20 protein-coding genes are annotated in these 18,693 nt (G+C 69.9%); 11 read left to right on the plus strand and 9 right to left on the minus strand.

What is annotated here, in order from left to right; all coding sequences use genetic code 11:
* Positions 1–11: 11 nt before the first annotated feature.
* Positions 12–1,178, plus strand: coding sequence for an acyl-CoA dehydrogenase family protein (locus ABZU76_RS19200; protein ID WP_220246347.1), 1,167 nt, complete (start codon positions 12–14; stop codon positions 1,176–1,178).
* Between the two features lie 48 nt (positions 1,179–1,226).
* Here the strand turns inward: ABZU76_RS19200 and ABZU76_RS19205 are convergent, their stop codons facing one another.
* Positions 1,227–1,901, minus strand: a complete 675-nt coding sequence (locus tag ABZU76_RS19205; RefSeq protein ID WP_354871133.1) for a helix-turn-helix transcriptional regulator — start codon at positions 1,899–1,901, stop codon at positions 1,227–1,229.
* 73 nt (positions 1,902–1,974) lie between these two features.
* Here ABZU76_RS19205 and ABZU76_RS19210 point away from each other — a divergent pair, with 73 nt between their 5' ends.
* Positions 1,975–2,334, plus strand: coding sequence for a hypothetical protein (locus ABZU76_RS19210; protein WP_354871135.1), 360 nt, complete (start codon positions 1,975–1,977; stop codon positions 2,332–2,334).
* A 46-nt stretch (positions 2,335–2,380) separates the two neighbouring features.
* Positions 2,381–3,070 (plus strand): tetratricopeptide repeat protein, encoded by a 690-nt coding sequence (locus ABZU76_RS19215; protein WP_354871137.1) that lies wholly within the window; start codon positions 2,381–2,383, stop codon positions 3,068–3,070.
* On the opposite strand, the gene ABZU76_RS19220 is transcribed toward ABZU76_RS19215, so the two are convergent.
* Positions 3,067–3,909, minus strand: a complete 843-nt coding sequence (locus ABZU76_RS19220; RefSeq protein WP_354871140.1) for a helix-turn-helix transcriptional regulator — start codon at positions 3,907–3,909, stop codon at positions 3,067–3,069. The genes ABZU76_RS19215 and ABZU76_RS19220 overlap by 4 nt on opposite strands.
* A gap of 104 nt (positions 3,910–4,013) precedes the next feature.
* On the opposite strand from ABZU76_RS19220, the gene ABZU76_RS19225 reads away from it, so the two are divergent.
* The gene (locus ABZU76_RS19225; RefSeq protein ID WP_354871143.1) at positions 4,014–5,030 is read left to right on the plus strand and encodes an aldo/keto reductase; all 1,017 of its coding nucleotides are present in this window, start codon (positions 4,014–4,016) and stop codon (positions 5,028–5,030) included.
* Between the two features lie 18 nt (positions 5,031–5,048).
* On the opposite strand, the gene ABZU76_RS19230 is transcribed toward ABZU76_RS19225, so the two are convergent.
* Entirely contained in the window at positions 5,049–5,594 is a 546-nt protein-coding gene (locus ABZU76_RS19230; RefSeq protein WP_354871146.1) for a QsdR family transcriptional regulator, read from the minus strand.
* Positions 5,595–5,677: 83 nt separating this feature from the next.
* Here ABZU76_RS19230 and ABZU76_RS19235 point away from each other — a divergent pair, with 83 nt between their 5' ends.
* The 3 genes from ABZU76_RS19235 (at position 5,678) to ABZU76_RS19245 (ending at position 8,405) form a co-directional block, all read left to right on the plus strand.
* A complete protein-coding gene (locus tag ABZU76_RS19235; RefSeq protein ID WP_354871148.1) occupies positions 5,678–6,472 on the plus strand; it encodes an alpha/beta hydrolase in 795 nt (264 codons plus the stop codon).
* Positions 6,473–6,595: 123 nt separating this feature from the next.
* Complete coding sequence (locus ABZU76_RS19240) at positions 6,596–7,384, plus strand: alpha/beta hydrolase (RefSeq protein WP_354871151.1); 789 nt, start codon at positions 6,596–6,598, stop codon at positions 7,382–7,384.
* 88 nt (positions 7,385–7,472) lie between these two features.
* Complete coding sequence (locus tag ABZU76_RS19245; RefSeq protein ID WP_354871154.1) at positions 7,473–8,405, plus strand: alpha/beta fold hydrolase; 933 nt, start codon at positions 7,473–7,475, stop codon at positions 8,403–8,405.
* Here ABZU76_RS19245 and ABZU76_RS19250 read toward each other — a convergent pair.
* Positions 8,398–8,889 (minus strand): N-acetyltransferase, encoded by a 492-nt coding sequence (locus ABZU76_RS19250; protein WP_354871156.1) that lies wholly within the window; start codon positions 8,887–8,889, stop codon positions 8,398–8,400. The genes ABZU76_RS19245 and ABZU76_RS19250 overlap by 8 nt on opposite strands.
* A gap of 100 nt (positions 8,890–8,989) precedes the next feature.
* Between ABZU76_RS19250 and ABZU76_RS19255 the strand changes: the two genes are divergently transcribed.
* Both ABZU76_RS19255 and ABZU76_RS19260 read left to right on the plus strand, forming a co-directional pair.
* Positions 8,990–9,415: a hypothetical protein gene (locus tag ABZU76_RS19255; RefSeq protein ID WP_354871159.1), complete on the plus strand. Its 426-nt coding sequence runs from the start codon at positions 8,990–8,992 to the stop codon at positions 9,413–9,415.
* Between the two features lie 99 nt (positions 9,416–9,514).
* On the plus strand, positions 9,515–10,339 hold the full coding sequence (locus ABZU76_RS19260) for a DUF1206 domain-containing protein (protein ID WP_354871162.1): 825 nt from the start codon (positions 9,515–9,517) through the stop codon (positions 10,337–10,339).
* Positions 10,340–10,342: 3 nt separating this feature from the next.
* On the opposite strand, the gene ABZU76_RS19265 is transcribed toward ABZU76_RS19260, so the two are convergent.
* On the minus strand, positions 10,343–12,205 hold the full coding sequence (locus ABZU76_RS19265; RefSeq protein WP_354871164.1) for a translation factor GTPase family protein: 1,863 nt from the start codon (positions 12,203–12,205) through the stop codon (positions 10,343–10,345).
* Between the two features lie 251 nt (positions 12,206–12,456).
* Between ABZU76_RS19265 and ABZU76_RS19270 the strand changes: the two genes are divergently transcribed.
* Positions 12,457–12,897 carry a DoxX family protein gene (locus ABZU76_RS19270; RefSeq protein WP_354871166.1) on the plus strand — a complete coding sequence of 147 codons (441 nt, stop codon included), beginning with the start codon at positions 12,457–12,459 and terminating at the stop codon, positions 12,895–12,897.
* An 8-nt stretch (positions 12,898–12,905) separates the two neighbouring features.
* Here ABZU76_RS19270 and ABZU76_RS19275 read toward each other — a convergent pair whose 3' ends face one another.
* The 4 genes from ABZU76_RS19275 to ABZU76_RS19290 form a co-directional block, all read right to left on the minus strand.
* Positions 12,906–13,802, minus strand: a complete 897-nt coding sequence (locus tag ABZU76_RS19275; protein WP_354871169.1) for an aminoglycoside phosphotransferase family protein — start codon at positions 13,800–13,802, stop codon at positions 12,906–12,908.
* A gap of 59 nt (positions 13,803–13,861) precedes the next feature.
* A complete protein-coding gene (locus ABZU76_RS19280; protein ID WP_354871171.1) occupies positions 13,862–14,563 on the minus strand; it encodes a TIGR03089 family protein in 702 nt (233 codons plus the stop codon).
* Positions 14,564–14,585: 22 nt separating this feature from the next.
* Positions 14,586–15,929 (minus strand): LCP family protein, encoded by a 1,344-nt coding sequence (locus tag ABZU76_RS19285; RefSeq protein ID WP_354871174.1) that lies wholly within the window; start codon positions 15,927–15,929, stop codon positions 14,586–14,588.
* 64 nt (positions 15,930–15,993) lie between these two features.
* Entirely contained in the window at positions 15,994–17,529 is a 1,536-nt protein-coding gene (locus ABZU76_RS19290; protein ID WP_354871176.1) for an LCP family protein, read from the minus strand.
* A gap of 139 nt (positions 17,530–17,668) precedes the next feature.
* Between ABZU76_RS19290 and rfbB the strand changes: the two genes are divergently transcribed.
* Positions 17,669–18,661 (plus strand): dTDP-glucose 4,6-dehydratase, encoded by a 993-nt coding sequence (rfbB, locus tag ABZU76_RS19295; protein ID WP_354871179.1) that lies wholly within the window; start codon positions 17,669–17,671, stop codon positions 18,659–18,661.
* Positions 18,662–18,693: the final 32 nt, after the last annotated feature.

Raw genomic sequence — 18,693 nt, forward strand, 5'->3', positions numbered from 1 at the left:
CTGCAGAGAAGGTGACGGAAGTGGCCGAGGGCCTGTACCAGCTTGCCGAGGAGCACGAAGAGCTGCGGGCCGCGGTCCGGGCTCTGGCCGAGAAGGAGATCGCGCCGTACGCCGCCGAGGTCGACGAGAACGAGCGGTTCCCGACCGAGGCGCTGGAGGCGCTGACCAAGTCGGGCTTCAACGCCGTGCACATCGGCGAGGAGTACGACGGCCAGGGTGCCGACGCCGTGGGCGCCTGCATCGTGATCGAGGAAGTCGCGCGAGTCGACGCGTCGGCGTCGCTGATCCCGGCGGTGAACAAGCTCGGCACGCAGCCGATCATCCTGTCGGCCTCGGAAGAGCTGAAGAAGATCGTGCTGCCCTCGATCGCGCGGGGCGAGGCGATGGCGTCGTACGCGCTGTCGGAGCGCGAAGCCGGCTCGGACACCGCGTCGATGCGCGCACGGGCGAAGCTCGACGGTGATCACTGGGTCCTCAACGGAACCAAGGCGTGGATCACCAACGCGGGTGAATCTTCGTGGTACACGGTGATGGTCGTGACCGATCCGGACGCGGAGAAGAAGTCCAACGGCATTTCCGCGTTCGTCGTGCACAAGGACGACCCTGGCTTCTCCGTGGGGCCGAAGGAGCGCAAGCTCGGCATCAAGGGTTCGCCGACGCGCGAGATCTACTTCGAGAACTGCACGATCCCGGCCGAGCGCATCATCGGCGAGCCGGGCACGGGCCTCAAGACCGCTCTGAAGACGCTCGACCACACGCGCCCGACCATCGGCGCGCAGGCGCTGGGCATCGCGCAGGGTGCTCTGGACGCCGCGATCGCCTACGTCAAGGACCGCAAGCAGTTCGGCAAGGCGATCGGCGATTTCCAGGGCGTGCAGTTCATGATCGCCGACATGGGCACGAAGATCGAGGCCGCTCGTCACCTCGTCTACGCCTCCGCCGCCGCCTCCGAGCGCGGCGACAAGCGCGCGGGCTTCATGGCGTCCGCCGCGAAGGCCTACGCGTCCGACATCGCGATGTCCGTGACCACCGACGCCGTCCAGCTCTTCGGCGGCGCCGGCTACACCCGCGACTTCCCGGTCGAGCGCATGATGCGCGACGCGAAGATCACGCAGATCTACGAAGGCACGAACCAGATCCAGCGCATGGTGATGGCTCGGGCTCTGCTCAAGGGCTGAGGTTCTTGGTTTTCGGCCCGCGCACCTTTTCGGGGTGCGCGGGCTTTTTTAGTGTCGCCGCCACCCGGCGCGGATCTTGGCGGCGTCTTCGATGCGGTAGAGGACGTCGAGGCAGATCAGTTCTTTTTCCTCCAGTTGCAGCAGCCTTGACTCGGTTTCGGGATCGGTCGCGTCGGCGTTCTTCGCCAGGTTGATCCGCTGTTGTTTGAACGAATCCCGCTGCTCGCTCCAAGTACCGGCCAGACGGTGCAGGTCTCGCGCGGTGTAGCGCAGGATCTCTTGCAGGCTGGGGACTTCGCATTCGACGAAGCGGCCTTGCAGCGTGCGGACTTTTTCCTCGGCGTCGTCGCGGTGGCGATTGGCTGTGTCGGCGGCGTCGGTTGCGGATTCCAGTTCTTCTGCCGCGTGGGACAGTTGTTCGAACAGGCTGGAGCGCGCGGGCAGGACCATGTTCGCGAGCGAAGTGTTGAGGACCTTCGCGATGGCGACGGCTTCGCTGAGGCGAATTGTCCGCCCGGTGGTGCCGTCGGCGTGTTTTTCAATGCGGGTGATGGCTGTGCTGTCGAGCTGGATTCCTACCCGTTCCAGCTTCTTCGCGAGGCCCGCTTGGGACACGCCCAGCTCTTCTCGTAGCGCGCGCATGTTCAGGGCGAAGGTGCGCTCGGCTTGGGCGCCGATGGCGTCGCCGGGAGCTTCGCGCGGTGGTTCCGGGTGATCCTGCACGAGGAGCAGTGTAGTGCTTGACGTGCAGCGCCGCTTGAGGCACTCTGGGTGACGACGGTGCTGATGGAGCACCATGCTGCACGAGGAGCACTGGATGAGGAGTGGCGATGACGAAGACCTGGTCGGTAGGGGATGGGCGGCTCGGCCGTATCGGCACGCGGCGTGGTGCCGGTACCAGGACGAGGAGCGGCACGCGTGTGATGCAGGTGCGCCGGACGTGCGCGGGATGGTGTCCGACGGCGCCGAGCCGCCGATCGTCTCCGCGACGGCCTGGCGGGCCGAGATCACCGAGCGGCGGTCGGTGCTGGTGCACGTCGAGAACCGGGACTGCTGGGCCGATGTCGAGGTCGACGGGGCCGGGGCGCGCGAGCTTGCCGCGCAGCTGGTTGCTGCGGCGGAGTTGATCGAGGTGCCGTTGCGGGAAGCGGCGTGACGAGGGAGCGTTCGGTGCGTCGGTCGCTGGGTCGGAAGGGAGTGGGATGGCGTTTGCGGAAGAGGCGTTCGCTGCGTTTCGGCGAGGGGAGACCGACGCTGTCGAGCGGTTGAGTCGCGCGGAGCTCGGGCGGGCGAAGGCCGCGGGTGACGCTGCCGGCGAGGTTGATGCGCTGTGCATGTTGGCCAGGGTTGCCGTGCGGGGTGGGGACTTGGCCGGGTGCCGGGAGTTGGCCGTGGAGGCGCTCGAGGTCGCGCGCCGGAGCGGTGACTCGGCGTTGGAGCGGGGGCCGGTGCATGTGCTGGCGGCCGTCGCGCGGATGAGGGGCGAGCCGGCGGAAGCGCGGGAGTTGTTCGCGCGGAGCATCGCGTTGCGGGAGGAGGCGGGGCTGGCTGATCTCGTGGTCTGGGAGCAGCTGAACCTCGGGTACGTCGAGCTGGAGTCCGGCGCCGTCGGGCGGGCTCGGGAGTTGTTCGAGGGAGTTCGGCGGTACGCGAGGGAGCACGGCGTCGGTGACCTGGTGCCGTACGGCGAACTCGCGAGTGCCGTGCTGGCGGAGAGGGATGGAGATGCCGCGGGGGCCGTCCGGTTGCTGGCGGAAGTGGAGAGGGCGTTGCGGGAGCGGGGTCAGGTGCTCGATCCCGATGACGCCGAGGTGCGGGAGGCGTTGCGGGAGCGTCTTGTCACAGCACTGGGAGAGGAGGGGTTCAAGGACGAATACTCGAGCGAAAGCTAACCGTCCACTGTGGCCGGTGACGTCCAGCTCGCCAGGAGGCGCAGGCGTTCCTCGGAAGGGGAGCCCGGCTCGACGGTCGTGATGCCGAGGGTTTGTTCGGGGTCGTCGACGGGGGTCATGGCTTCGTAGCCCAGCGTCAGCTCGCCGACGAGCGGGTGGTGGTAGTGCTTGACGCCGTGGGTGCGTTCGAAGACGTCGTGGTCGGCCCACCAGCGGCGGAAGTCCTGGTCGCCCAGGGAGAGTTCGCCGATGAGCTCCGCGAGCGCCGGGTCGTGGGGGTAGCGGCCCGCATACAGGTGGAGGGTGGCGACGACGCCGCGGGCGGCGCCTTCCCAGTCGGTGTAGAGGCCGCGGACGGTGTCGTCGAGAAAGATGAGCCGGGCCATGTTGCGGGAGCGAGGAGGGAGGGCGCCGAAGTCGGAGTAGAGGGCGTTGGCGAGGCGGTTGGCGGCGAGCACGTCCATACGGCGGCCGAGCACGATGGCCGGCACGTGGTGGAGGCTGTCGAGCACGAGCTGCAGGCCCGGGCGGACGCGCTGGGGCGGCAGGGGCCGCGGCCGTGAGCGCGTGGGCTTGGCGAGGGTGAATAAGTGGGTGCGCTCGAGGTCGTTGAGCTGCAGGGCTCGGGAGATGGCGTCGAGGACGGACTCGGAGACGTTGAGGTTGCGGCCGCGTTCGAGGCGGACGTAGTAGTCCACGCTCACGCCCGCGAGCTGCGCGACCTCTTCGCGGCGGAGGCCGGGCACGCGCCGGGGGCCGGGGTGCGGGGTGAGGCCCGCGTCGGCGGGGGTGATCTTCGCTCGGCGCGAGCGCAGGAAGTCCCGGAGTTGCTCGCTCATGCGACCCAGCGTAAGGCCGATGTCCGCCTCGAGAGGGGGTCTGCTGGACCCCCGGTAGAGGGAGTCCTCTCGCCTCGGGTGCGAACGGTGGTTGCGTGGGAACCATGAAACGACGCATTCTCGGCGGCACCGGCATCTCCGTGAGCGAGTACGCGCTCGGCACGATGATGTTCGGCGCCATGGGCAACACCGACCACGACGAGTCGGTCCGCATGATCCATGCGGCGATCGACGCCGGCATCAACTTCCTCGACACGGCCGACGTCTACTCGACCGGGGAGTCGGAGGAGATCGTCGGCAAGGCGCTCGCGGGTCGGCGCGAGGGCGTGGTGCTGGCGACCAAGTTCGGCCTCCCCATGGGCGAGGACCCGAACCAGCGTGGCGGCTCACCGCGCTGGGTCAAGCGGGCGCTGGAGAACAGCCTGCGCCGCCTCGGAACCGACTACGTGGACCTCTACCAACTGCACCGGCCCGACCCGGGCACCGACATCGACGAGACGCTCGGCGCGCTGTCGGACCTCGTGCGGGAGGGCAAGGTGCGGGCGATCGGCAGCTCGTTCTTCTCGCCGGAGGAGACGGTGGAAGCGCAGTGGACGGCCGAACGCCATGGCCACTACCGGTTCCGCACCGAGCAGCCGCCGTACTCGATCCTCACGCGAGGCATCGAGCAGCGCGTGCTGCCGACCGCGCAGCGCTACGGCATGGGCGTGCTCACCTTCGGCCCGCTCAACTCCGGCTGGCTCTCCGGCCGCGCCGACCCGACGGCCGGGCACCGCAACGCCGGCCGCGGCGCGCAGATGTTCGACCTCTCGCGGCCGGGCGTCCAGGCGAAGGCCGACGCCGTCGCGGAGCTGACCAAGCTCGCCGCCGACACGGGGATCTCCGTGCCGCACCTGGCGATCGCGTTCGTGCGCGCCCACCCTGCGGTCACGTCGGTGCTGATCGGCCCGCGCCGGCCCGAGCACCTCACCGACCTGCTGGCCGGCGCCGACGTGGAGCTGAGCGACGACGTGCTCGACCGCATCGACGAGATCGTGCCGCCGGGGGTCGACGTGCACTCCGGCGACTTCTACATCAACCCCACGCCGGCGATCCTCGACAAGCGCCTGCGCCGGCGCTGATCACCGAGCCGCGGAGGGTCACTTGGCGGTGGCGAGCAGCAGCCCGATCACCTGTACGGCGTCGTCGAGCCGCGGCTCGCCCCCGAGGAGCTGGGAGTACATGAACGAGTCGCCGATGCGGATCACGGCCTGCGCGACGGCCGCCGTCGGCGCGTCGAAGCGCAGGCCGTTGCGGTCGAGCAGCTCGGTGAACAGGCGCGCCGCCCGGGACTCGACCTCGCCGGGCGACATGATCACCTTCGCGAACAGCACGGGGTCGCGCCGGGCGAGGTCTTTCAGCGGCGCGAGCGTGACGACGGTGCGCATGAACCGCTCGACCACCACCAGCGTCCGCGCGAGGCCCGGGGGACCGGTCACACCGGCCTCGATCGCGAGGTAGGTCCGTTCGGTGCTGTCGGCGAGTACGCGCCCGAGCAGCTGCTCGTGGTTGCCGACGCGCCGGTACAGCGTCGCGCGGCTCAAGCCGAGCTCGGTCGCGAGTGCCGACATGTCGATCGTCCGGCCGCGCAGGTACGCCTCGGTCGCCGCGCGGACGACGTCGTCGGTGGAGGGAGGGCCGGCCATCCGCGCAGTATGGCCGACTCCGCTTGCCAAAACACCCTGAACGTGAGACAAAACGTCTGTCTGTCTCAATGCGGAGGTGCGGTGTGGCCACGGTGACCGTGAACGGTGGGCAACAGGTCCACTACGTCGACCACGGTGGCGACGGCCCGGCCGTCGTCCTGCTGCACAGCTTCCTGATGGACGTCGACATGTGGCTTCCGCAGGTCGAGGCGTTGCGCGGCGACCACCGGCTGATCGCGATCGACGAGCGCGGCCACGGCGAGACCCCGGCCGACGGGCCGTTCGACTACTGGGACGTCGCCCGCGACGCGCTCGCGGTGCTCGACCACCTCGGCTTCGACCGCGCCGCCGTGATCGGCACCAGCCAGGGCGGGTTCGTCGGCCTGCGCATGGCGCTGCTCGCCCCGGAGCGCGTGACCGCGCTGGCCGTGCTCGGCACGTCGGCCGCCGCCGAGCCCGACGAGGTCGCCGCCGTCTATCGGCAGCTCGGCGACGTGTGGGCGCAGAACGGCCCCGACGGCGTGATCGACGGCGTCGCCGCCATCTGCTTCGGCGACAGCTTCGACGCCGCGGCGTGGAAGGCCAAGTGGCGCGAGCACTACCAGGGCGCGCAAGCCGGCCTGCTGATCGGCGTCCTTGCCGGCCGCGACAGCCTGCTGGAGCGCCTCGGCGAGGTCCAGACCCCGGTGCTCGTCCTGCACGGCACGGCCGACCGCGCCTACCCCGTCGAGAAGGCGGAAGAGCTCGTCAACGGCCTGCCGAACGCGAAGCCGCTGGTCACGATCGCGGACGGCGCGCACTTCCTCAGCCTCACTCACGCCGCCGACGTCAACCCGCACCTCAAGGGTTTCCTCGCCGCGCACGCCGCCGTGAACTGACCCGCGCGGCACCGGCGAAACCGCGGCACCGGCGGGCATTCGGGTGAGGATTTCCCTGCCTCTTGCCCGATCCTGGCGCATGTGAGACATGTGCCATGCTGGTCCTCAACGCGGAGGTGTCGGATGGCGACGGTGTCTGTCAACGGTGGGCAGCAGGTGCATTTCGTCGACTACGGCGGTGATGGCCCCGCTGTCCTGCTGCTGCACAGCTTCCTGATGGACATCGACATGTGGGAGCCACAGGTCCAGTCCTTCGGCGCGGACTACCGGCTCATCGCGATCGACGAACGCGGCCACGGCGGCACTCCCGCCGACGAGGACTTCGACTACTGGGACGTCGCCCGCGACGCTTTCGGCGTGCTGGATCACCTCGGCATCGAGCGGGCCGCGGTGATCGGCACGAGCCAGGGCGGGTTCATCGCCCTGCGCATGGCTTTGCTCCAGCCCGAGCGCGTGACCGCGATGGCCGTGCTCGGCACGTCCGCCGAGAAGGAAGCCGAAGGCACCGCCACGGTCTACCGGCACCTGATCGCCGCCTGGCTCGAAGCCGGGCCGGAGCCACTGGTCGACGGCGTTGCCGTCTTCTGCCTCGGTGACTACGAAGCGTCCGCGTGGAAAACGAAGTGGCTCGAGGTCCCGGGGGAGAAGTTCCAGCGGATCATGGAGACGCTCGTCAGCCGCGACAGCGTGCTCGAACGCGCGGGCGAGATCCAGCAGCCGGTGCTCGTGCTGCACGGCAGCGGAGACAACGAGTACCCGATGGCCCGCGCCGAGTCGCTCGTGGCCGCGCTGCCCAACGCCGAACCGCTGGTCACGATCGTGAGTGGCGCGCACTTCCTCAGCCTCACCCACGCGTCGGACGTGTACCCGCACCTGAAGAAATTCCTCGAAGCCCACGCTGCGGGCAAGTAACCCACTCGGAGGAGTTTCCGTTCCTCTCGCCACGCGTTAACTGATCAGGTGGCTGGGGTCACCATCGGTTCACAGAGAGGTGGAGCGGATGGGTGTGCGCGCGTTCGGGCGTCGGGTAGTGGTTCTCGTGGCGGCAGTGGGAGCATTCGCCCTGAGTACCGGCACCGCGGACGCGGCGGTGAAGGAGCCGACCGGCCCGGTCCAGCCGAACATCATCTCGGCCGCGCTGTACTCCGTGGTGCAGCCGACGATCGCCCCGCCCGGCGCCAACGACTGGAACTGCAAGCCGTCGGCTGAACACCCCAACCCGGTGCTGCTGTCCAACGGCACCACGGCCAACGCGTACGAGAACTGGGCCAACCTCTCGAAGGTGCTCGCCGACCACGGTTACTGCGTGTTCGCCGGAAACTTCGGCGGCTCGCCGGGCAGCTTCTTGCAGACCGTCGGCCCGGTCGCCGGCACGGCCGCGCAGCTCGCGGCGTTCGGGGACAAGGTCCTCGCGGCCACGGGGGCCGCGAAGCTGGACGTCGTCGGGCACTCCCAGGGCGGAATGAACCCGCGTTACTGGATCAAGTACCTCGGCGGTGCCTCGAAGATCGGCAAGCTCATCGGCCTGTCGCCGTCGAACTACGGCACGAGCTTGTTCGGCCTGCTCAGCACGCTGCAGGCCATCCCGCCGGTGCGTGATCTCGTGGGCCTCGCGTGCGCGTCGTGCAACGAGCAGTCCACCGGTTCGGCGTTCCTGACCGACCTCAACGCCGGTGGCGACACGGTGCCCGGCATCGACTACACCGTGATCCAGACCAAGTACGACGACGTGGTCACGCCCTACACCAACGCGTTCCTCAAGCCGGCGCCGAACGTCAAGAACATCGTGTTGCAGGACGTCTGCTCGGCCGATTTCACCGACCACCTGGGCATTCCGTACGACCCGATCGCCGAGCGCGAGGTGCTCAACGCGCTCGACCCGGCGCACGCGCAGACCCCGAAGTGCGTGTTCGTGCCCCCGGTGATCAGCTGAGCGACTGGTACATCACGTGCAGCCCCACGTACCCGTGCACCGGGTGGTGGAAAGCCCCGGGCACCGTGCCGATCACGGTGAAGCCGAGTGATTTCCACAGGGCGACCGCGCGGGTGTTGGTTTCGACCACGGCGTTGAACTGCACCCCGCGGTAGCCCTCGGCGCGCGCCCACTCCAGCATGTGCGTGCCGAGCGTGCGGCCGACGCCTCGACCGGCGGAAGCGGGCGCGACCATAAAGCTCGCGGTCGCGATGTGCGAGCCTGGTCCTTCGCGGTTCGGCCCCATCTTCGCCGAGCCGAGAATGGCGTCGGAATCGTTCCCAGCGACGACGGTGCGGCCGGGCGGGGACATCAGCCAGAGGTCGCGCGCGGCCTGTTCGCCCAGGTCGCGGGGCAGGGCGTAGGTCTCGCCGGCGGCGACGATGTCGTGCAGGAACGGCCAGATGGCAGGCCAGTCTTGGCCCGTCGCGTCGCGGATCAGCACGTAACGAGGATTCCAGAAGTAGGTACAAACGCGAACTCTTTTCGTCCCGTTGTGCCATTCCAGTTGTGCAGCCCCGCGGCCGAGTGTCACAGTCGTCGACATGTTCTGGCCGGTCCCTGACACCTGGAAGCCGAGCGACGACGCCGAGCTGGTCGCCGGCTGGCGCCTGTGGCTCGAGCTGAGCGACCGCGCTTGGCCCACGGCCGCGTGGGACGGCACACCCGCCGACGCGGTCAAGCAGCTGCGCGAACTGCTCGACGTGTGCGACGACATCGAGACTGTGTACCGCGAGACTTCCGCCGACCCGGCAGAGGAGTTCGTGCACGTCATCCAGTCGCTGGCGCTGTGCGCGAGCGCCGTGATCGGGCTGTGGTGGGACGACTTCGCGCCACTGGACTCCGACCGTGCGCCCAAGCTCCACGAAGATCTGCAGCGCTTCGCCGCGCACGCCGAGCAGGTGCTGACGCTGCTGGCCACCCATGGCGGCTGGGCCGCGCTCGACTCGGTACGCCGCCGCCCGGCCTGAGTCCATTCGGGACAGTCCGGTTGCGCTGAATGGCCCAATCGGCCCCGGTTTCGTGTCACGCGGGCGAAACCCGGGCACTCCGGCAACGGAGGTGCCCGGATGAACGCAGTCAGAACGAGAATCCCGATCGGCCGCACCCGCGGCAGCACGACCGCGCAAGCACTCGGCCGCGCCGGCATGGCCTGTTACGGGGTGGTGCACCTGATCGTCGCGTACCTCGCGCTGCGCATCGCGTTCGGCGGTGGCAGCGGTGCACCCGCGGACCAGAACGGTGCACTGCAGGAGATCGGCTCGAACGCGGCCGGCCGCGTAGTCCTGTGGGTGCTCGCGATCGGGCTGCTCGCGTTCGGGTTGTGGCAGATGCTCATGGCCGCGACCGGCTACCAGTGGGTGTCCGGTGGCGAACGGGTCCGCAAACGCCTCGGCTCGGCCGGGCGCGCGATCGTGGTGTTCGCGCTGGGCTACAGCGCGATCCGGATCGCCGTGGGCGCCGGTTCGGCCGCGGGCAACCAGCGTCAGCAGGAGGCCACGGCGAAACTCCTCTCGCTGCCGGCCGGGCCGGCGATCGTCGTGGTGGCGGCTTGTTGCGTGGCCGCGGTGGCCGTCGCGGCCGGCGTGAAGGGCGTGCGGCGGTCGTTTATGCAGGACCTCGACACCTTCGAGCTGCCGCGGGCCACCCGGCGCTGGGTGGCCCGCCTCGGCACCGGCGGTTACCTGGCGAAAGGCGTGGTTTTCGCCGTGATCGCCGTCCTGCTGGGGTACGCCGGTCTGCGGTCGGACGCGCGGGCGGCCGGTGGCCTCGACGCGGCGCTGCGGACGTTGGCCGGCCAGCCGTTCGGCACGGTGCTGCTCACGATCGTCGCGTTAGGACTCGCCGCGTTCGGCGCGTACTGCTTCGGGGCCGCGTGGGCACACCGGCGGTGATGCTCAGCGCGGCCGGTACTCGGCGAACTCACTGAAGAACACCCCCTCGCCCTGCGTCAGTGCGGGCAACGCCTGCTCGAACTCGTGCACGGACGCGGCCGGGATCGTGCCGGTGACGGTGCAGCCGGTGGCCGTGACCGTGGGCTCGTCGGGTACCGCGCGAAGCTCCACGAGCTTGCGGAGCACGCCGCTCACCGCGTTCGCCGGGGCCTCGGCCTCGAAGCTGTGCACGGGTTCGTGCACGCGGGTGACGGCTGCGCGCAGGGCTTCGGCGAGCGCGAGCGCGGTCATGCCGCGGAAGTCGCCGGCCGTGGTGAGTGGCGGAAAGAACGCGGCCTCGGTCAGGGTCACCACGCAGTCGATCACCGGGCGCGGACGGTGGCGCAGCTGTTCGTGCACGGTCTCCTCGATGGCCTTGTGGAACGCCAGCGGCAGTGAGCCAAGGTGCACTCCCAGCCGGTACGCGACGCCGGAGGCGGGCGGGCCGGGTTCCACGCGCAGGCCGACGTTGGCCCAGAAGTACACGCGTTCGTCAGGCGCGCGGTGGCCCACGGCGTGGCCCGCACGGCAGAGGCGTTCGACGAGCAGGATGCGGGACTCCTCGAACTCCGCGGCCAGGCCGAAGTCCTCGGCCAGCGTCGAGCGGATCACCTCTTTCTGGACTTCGCCGTAGAGCCGCACGGAGACCTCGTGTTCGTGGCGGCGGACGCTGATCAACGGGTCCTGTTCGGACAGTCGTTCCAGCGCCGAGTACAGGGCCACGGCGTCGTCCGGGTCGACGGGCCGCACCACCGTCTCCAGGCTGGGCGGGGCGAAGAATCCGGGCTCGGCGAGGGTGCCGGCGCGACCCAAGTGGTCGCCGATCCGCACATCCTTGAGGCCCCACACGCGGGCGACGTCGCCGGCGCACGCCGGGCCGTCGACCGGGGTGGCGCCGTGTTCGTAGACGCGCACGGCGGACGCGCGGCCGGTCAGCTCGGTGACCGTGCCGTCGGGTTCGCGGCGGTGGAAGGGAAACGGCGTGCGCGGGCTCAGTGAACCCGACCGCACCCGGATGTACGCGATCTTTTCCCCGGCGCGCCCGCGTTCGATCTTGAACACGGTGGCGGCTAGCTCTCCGGCCTCGGTGCGTTCCCTTGCCGGGAAGAGCTCCCGCACGCGCGAGACGAGCGCGGCCACGCCCGAGCCGGTGATCGCCGAGCCGAACACCACCGGGTGCACGGCTCCGCGCGCGACCTGGCGGACCAGGGCCGCGTGGTAGTCCGGTTCGCGTCCCTCCACATAGGACGCCAAGAACTCGTCGTCGTCCGCCAGCGCCTCGGCCAGCTCGTCGCCGGGTGGCAGCGGCACGGGTTTCGCCTGCGGTGTCCCGAGCCCGGTCACGGTGTCGAGCGCGACGCAACGCGGGGAAAGTCGCGTGCGCAGGGCGTCGAGCAGGGTGGTTTCCTGCGCGCCCACGCGGTCGATCTTGTTCACGAACACGAGCACGGGGATGCCGAGGCGCGTGAGAGTCCGCATGAGCACGCGGGTCTGCGCCTGCACCCCGTCGGCTGCGGACACCACGAGCACGGCGCCGTCGAGCACACCGAGGGCGCGTTCGACCTCCGCGATGAAATCGGAGTGGCCGGGGGTGTCCACGAGCGTCAGCCGGTGCTCGCCCGTGGTCACAGCGACCACGGCCGATTTGATGGTGATTCCGCGGCGGCGTTCGAGCTCCAGGGAGTCGGTCTGGGTGTCGCCGGAGTCGACGCTGCCGAGGTGGCCGATCACGCCGGTCTCGAAGAGCAGGCGCTCGGTCAGGCTGGTTTTACCGGCGTCGACGTGCGCGAGGATGCCAAGCGTGAGTGTCTTGAGTTGCGGGGTCATGAACGGGTGAGGTCCTCATCGATGCGATGGACAGGCCGAACTGGGGTCGGTCGGACTGTCGGCGCATCGGGGTCTCCTCACCGTCTCGAACAGGGCGGTCGGCACGATACCGCTCGGTGACGGACGCGTACAGCGAGTATTTTCCGGTGCCTGTCGGTTTCCTGTCGATCACTCGCCGAAGCGGGCTTCGGCGGCGCCCTCCGACCTACTGTGGGCCGGGACAGTGGGAAGATCACCGATCAGGAGTTTTCATGTTCGCTCGAGTCAAGGACGTCGCACTGCTGCTCGGCCGCATCGGCGTGGCCGTGGTGTTCTTCGCCCACGGCCTGCAGAAGTGGAACAGCGGGGTTGGCGCCACTGCGGACTTCTTCGGCCAGGTCGGCGTGCCGCTGCCCACGATCTCGGCGGTTTTCGTGATCATCCTCGAGGTGCTCGGCTCGATCGCGTTCGTCGCCGGCTTCCTGCTGCCGCTGATCGCCGTCGGCTACGTCGTGGACATGGCCGGCGCGCTGCTCTCCGTCCACGCGCCCAACGGCCTCACCGGAACGGGCGGCTACGAGCTCGTCCTGGTGCTCGGCTTGGCCGCCCTCGCCCTCGGCTTCAACGGCGGGCGGCTTTCCCTGGACCACGTCCTGTTCTGGCGCAAGCGCGAGGCCCGCACCACCCCGATGGCCGAGCTGGAAACCGTGTAACCACAGCGTCAGCGGGCTTCGGCCAGCACCGTCCGGATCACGTGCCGGGCGGTGTTCGCCATCGCCGCGTTCGTCTCCCGGTAGTACGGCAGGGCGACCAGCGCCTGGGAAAGCGTGCGGGCCCGGCCTCGGGCCCAGGTCGCGTCGTCCACGCCGAGCGCCTCGCGGAAGACCTCCCGCGCATCCACCGGCAGCAGGTTCCACGCGGGGAACAGATCGCAGGCCGGATCACCCGTCCCCGTGCAGCCGAAGTCGATCACCGAAGTCAGCCGGCCGTTCTCGAGCAGCAGGTTGCCCGGCATGAGATCGGCGTGCAGCCACACCGGCTCCCCGGTCCAGCCCGGCGCGCGCAGCGCCTGCTCCCACACGGCGAGCGCGGCGTCGCAGTCGACGCCCTCCTGTGGCAGGCCACGGAGTTCGCCGATCGCGGCCCGCGTCCACGGATCGAGCTCGGTGAGCGGTCCGCCGCGGTGGGCCCGCGGCGCTCGCGGCAAGGTGATGCTCCGCATCGCCGCCACGAACGCGGCCAAATCCTCGGCTAGCGCCAGCGCCAGCGGCTCGGTGAGCGCTTCCGCCTCGGGGTGCTCACCGGTGCGCCAGCCGTAGACCGACCACGGCCACGGATACTCCTCGGCGGGCTCCCCGGCCCCGACCACCTCCGGAATGGCGGTCGGCAGGCGCGAGGCGAGGCGAGGCAGCCACTTCTGCTCCAGCGCGACGTCCTTCGCCCCGCTCTCGAGCAGCGGCAGTCGCACGGCCAACTCCTCGCCGAGCCGGTACACGGCGTTGACCGTGCCGCCCGAGGGATGGCGCCGCACGGGCAGCGCCGCCCACCGCGGGAACTGCCCGGCGACCAGCCGCCGGACGAGGTCGTCGTCGAGGGGGTGCGGTTGTCCGGGGGTCATGGCACGTCATCCGACCCGGGGAAACCGTTGGCCGTCAAGCGGGTTTCCGCCGCTGACGGTCAGCCGAGGTCGGTGGTGGTGCGTTCGGCGTCGCGTTTGCGGTCGAGCTTCGCCGGGTCCGCGTGAGTGACCTGGACGAGGTGGGCGCTCGCGGCCAGGGGCACGAGGAAGCCGTCCAGGACGCCTTCGGGGATGGTCCAGTCCAAGGTGGACAGGGTGCGGTCGGTGGCGGTCAGACCCAGCTTTTCGGCGCGCGCACGGGCTTCCGCGAGCACCTCGTCCACTGTGGACGAGCCGAGCGCGGGAGTGTCCCCGGGGATGGGGGACATCGGTGTGAACTGGTCGCCCGACATCCGCGCCTCGGTGAGGTAGTCGAGGGCGCCGCCCGCCGGGGGAGTGGACAGGCCCCGGCCCATCGGGTCGAGGGAGACCACGGCGACGGCCGGTGCGTCGACGGAAGCGTCCGGGCCGATGAACACCACGCGCGCGCCGTTGGGCTCGGGGACCACGCGGGCGCCGCACCACCAGGCGCCGAGCAGGATGCCGGCGGTCTGCCAGTGGGCGGGCAGCTGCACGGCGACGTCGTCGCCCGGCTCGACGTCGAACTCGTCGACGAGCCAGTTGGCGGTCTTCGCGGCCCAGTTCAGCGTGGTCGCCACCGACAGCTCGACGCGGCTGCCGAGCTGGTCGTCGTAGTGCGTGATCAGCGGTTTCGCGGGCGACGCCAGCAGCGGGCGCAGCAGCTGTTCGGTCAGACTCATGAAGCCCAGGCTAGCCGGGGCCTCAGTCGACGCAGGGCACGCCGGGGATGCCCGACTGGAGCTGCAGTGCGGGGGCGCCGGCCGCGGCCCCGCCGCCGCCGGTGGGCGCGCGGCCGACCAGGCCGGCGACGAACTTGCGCACCGCCGCCGGGTCGATCTCGACGATGCTCTGCCCGTCGGCGCTGCGGCCGTTGGCCGTGATCACCGGCACGGTCGTGAAGTTCAGATCGCCGGACGCCACGCCCTTCACTTGCTGCGCGAAGTCGAGCACGTCGAGGCCGTCGTCGAGCGTGATCGAGCGGTGCACGGCGTCCATGAGGCTGCTCATCGTCGACGGGCTGGTCAGCGTGCCCGCCGACAGCACCTGGTGCAGCGCCGAGGACAGGAACGCCTGCTGGCGCACGATCCGGTCGAGGTCGCCGTGGGGCAGGTTCTTGCGCTGGCGCACGAACGACAGCGCCTCGCCGCCCGACACCGTCTGCACGCCGCGGCGGAAGTCCGCACCCGAGTCCTTGTCCGACGTCGAGTGGTTCAGGCACACCTTCACGCCGCCGAGCGCCTCGGTGAGCAGGTAGAAGCCCAGCAGGTTGATCTCGGCGTAATGGTCCACCCGGATCTTCGTGAGGTCCTGCACGGTCTGGACCAGTACGCGCCGGCCCTCGCTGTCGGAGTCGCGCTCGATCTTCGCCTGGTCGCGCTCGCCCTTGGCGCGCTCGGCGTCGGCGAACTTGGCCTTCGCCACGCCGTACGCCGAGTTGATCTTCGCCTGGCCGCGGCCCGGGATGTCGACCCAGCTGTCCCGAGGGATCGAGACGCCCGACGGCTTGCTGCCGTCCTTCGGGAAGCGCAGCAGGATGATCGTGTCGGTGTTGATCCCCGCCTTCTCCTCGGTGCGCAGCGACTTCAGCATGCTCAGCGGCAGCGGGTTGCCCTGCGCGTCGGTGCGGGCGTCGCTGCCGACGAGCAGGATGTCGGTGGCGCCGTCGTCGGCGGGCGGGGCCGGCGGTTCCCCCGCGCGGGGGGTGAGGACGTCGGTGGTGGGGACCTTGCTCTGCAGCTGGTCCTTCGTCACGTACGCGTAACCGGTGGCGCCGAGCGCCAGCACCGAGACGAGCCCGAGCGCGATCCGCCGGGTGATCCGGCCGGCGCGGCCCGGACGGACACGCGGGGTCCGCACTGTCGGCTGCGGCAGGTCCAACCGGGGGTAGGGCGACGGCTTCCAGTCGGAAGACTGTGCCGATTCGTCACTGTCCGTGTCCGAATCCGGCGTCTCGGCAGCTTCAGCCGGCTCGACGGCTTCTTCCGACGACGGCTCCGTCGGCTCCGCGCTCTCGGCCCGGTCCGGCTTGTCCTCGTTCTCGTCCACCCCACGTACCTCCCCATAGCCCAGCCTAGAGGCCGCCCCCGGCCGCCACGCTGAGTGCCCGACTCTAGTTGACGCAGGGCACTCCGCCGGCCGTAATCGGCGGAGCGGGTGGTGCGGCCGGCGCGCTGGGTTTGGTCGGGGTGCTCGTCACGGTCGGGGTCGACCCCGACCCGGCGCCCGCTCCGCGACGGTCCTTGCCGAGCAGCACACGCACGTGCCCGGCGGTGACGTCGGAGTCCGGCTCGGCCTCGAGGTCGCCGCCGAGGGCCTGGCGGACCAGCGCGAGCGCGGCGTCGTCGGCCGGGTTGTAGCGGATCACCGTGCTCGCCCGGGTCGACAGCATCGTGTCGCCCGCGAGCTGGAAACCCTTGCCCTGCAACAGGGTGTGGGTCTGCGTGGCGACATCGGCGCCGCTGCCGTCGAACAGCTCGACCGTCACGGCGCCGGCACCGGGCAGCGTGGCGGGCGTCGAGGTGGGGGTGTCGGGCGTGCCGTCGGAGGTGAGCCGGTCGACCTCCGCCTGCACCTGGGCCGGATCGACGCGCAGCACGTCGGCGCCGCCGATCACCGCGTTGCCCTGCGTGGGGATGGTGTGGAACTCGACGTTGCCGCCCGTCAGGCCGCGCATCTGCTCCGCGAACTCGGTGAGGTCCCAGCCCTCGGAAAGCACCACGGACTTCTTCACCGCGGCCACGAGCTGCGCGATCTTGCCCGGGTTGGTGAGCACGTCGCCGGAGAGGACCTTGTTGGCCAGCCCCGAGAGGAACGCCTGCTGGCGCGCGATGCGGTCGAGGTCGCCGTTGGGCAGGCCGTAGCGCTGGCGCACGAACGCGAGCGCCTGCACGCCCGAGATGCTCTGGCGGCCCGCCGGCAGGTCCACGCCGGACTTCTTCTCCTTCACGGCGCTGTTCAGGCACACGTCCACGCCGTCGATGGCCTTCGTGATCTCGTAGAAGCTCGCGAGGTTCACCTCGGCGTAGCGGTCGATCATGCCCGGCTTGCCGATGAACTTCTCCAGCGTGGCCACGAGGTTCTTGCGACCGGCCACCTTGGACTTCTCGTCGACGTCCTTGAGGTCGGCGTCGCCATGGTTCTGCAGCGTCTTGAACGTGTCGTTGTAGGCGTACACATACGCGCTGTTGAGCTTGTGCTTGCCGAAGCCGCCGGTGATCTCCACCCACGAGTCGCGCGGGAACGAGATGGCGACCGCGTGCTCTCCGTTCTGGGGGATGTGCACCAGGATCATCGTGTCGGTCTGCTTTTCACCGTCCGCGATGCCGGCGTGGAGCATGTCGAGCACCTCGCGCGGCAGCGGGTTGCCCTGCGCGTCGGTGCGGCTGTCCTGGCCCACGAGGAGGATGTCGATGGCGCCGTCGAGCGGTTTGGCGTGCGCCTCGGGCTGGTCGAAGATCTGCGTGGTCGTGAACCCGGTCTGCGGGTCGCCGATGAACTGCCAGCCGTACCAGGTCAGCGCCAGGACCACGATCGAGAACATCGAGAGCACGACCTTGCCACCGCGGCGCAGCACCACGAGTACGCCGCGGCCCCGCGTTGCCGGTACCCGCTGCGACGGCAGCGGCGACCCAGGCCACTCGGTCACGCGTTCCTCCCCCACCAGTGCCCTCGTGGGCACCGGAGTGCCTCCAGGAGACTCTACCGAGTCTCGTGTGAGTCATCCGTAGTCTGGTGGTCGGATTGCCCGGTCGGGCACGAGAAGCGGGCACGAAGGGTGGAGAAGGATGCGAGTCCTGGTCACGGGCGGTGCAGGGTTCATCGGATCGCACTACGTCCGGCAGGTGGTTTCGGGTGCCTACCCGACGCTGCGTGACGCCGAGGTCGTGGTGCTGGACAAGCTCACCTACGCCGGCAACGAGGCGAACCTCGACCCGGTCGCCGGCAGCCCCCGCCTGCGGTTCGTCCGCGGCGACATCTGCGACGCCCCCCTGGTCTCGGACCTGATGCGCGGCGTCGACCTGGTGGTGCACTTCGCGGCGGAGTCGCATGTGGACCGTTCGATCCTGGGCTCGGCCGACTTCGTGCTCACCAACGTGCTGGGCACCCAGACGCTGCTGCAGGCCGCGCTGGAGGCGAGCGTCGGCAAGTTCGTGCACGTGTCCACCGACGAGGTCTACGGGTCCATCGCGGACGGTTCGTGGTCGGAAGACCACGTGCTGGAGCCGAATTCGCCGTACTCGGCCTCGAAGGCGTCGTCGGACCTGATCGCGCGCTCGTTCTTCCGCACCCACGAGCTGCCCGTGTGCGTCACGCGGTGCTCGAACAACTACGGCCCGTACCAGTTCCCTGAAAAGGTCATCCCGCTCTTCACCACGAACCTCCTCGACGGGCTGAAAGTGCCCCTCTACGGCGACGGCCTCAACGTGCGCGACTGGCTCCACGTCGACGACCACTGCCACGGCATCCAGCTCGTCGCCGACGGTGGGCGGCCCGGCGAGATCTACAACATCGGCGGTGGCACGGAGCTCACCAACCGCGAGCTCACCGGGCGGCTGCTCGACGCGGTGGGCGTCGGCTGGGAGCGGGTGGAGCCCGTGGAGGACCGCAAGGGCCACGACCGGCGCTACAGCGTCGACATCAGCAAGATCAGCTCCGAGCTCGGTTACGCTCCGCGGGTGTCCTTCGAGGACGGTCTGGCGGGTACGGTGCGCTGGTACACCGACAACCGCGCGTGGTGGGAGCCGCTGAAGGGCCGCGCCGCGCTCGGCACATCCTGAACTTTTTTCGTGCTCGGCGAAGCTTTTGTGTG

The sequence above is a fragment of the Amycolatopsis sp. NPDC005232 genome, assembly GCF_040607795.1.
GTDB lineage: Bacteria > Actinomycetota > Actinomycetes > Mycobacteriales > Pseudonocardiaceae > Amycolatopsis.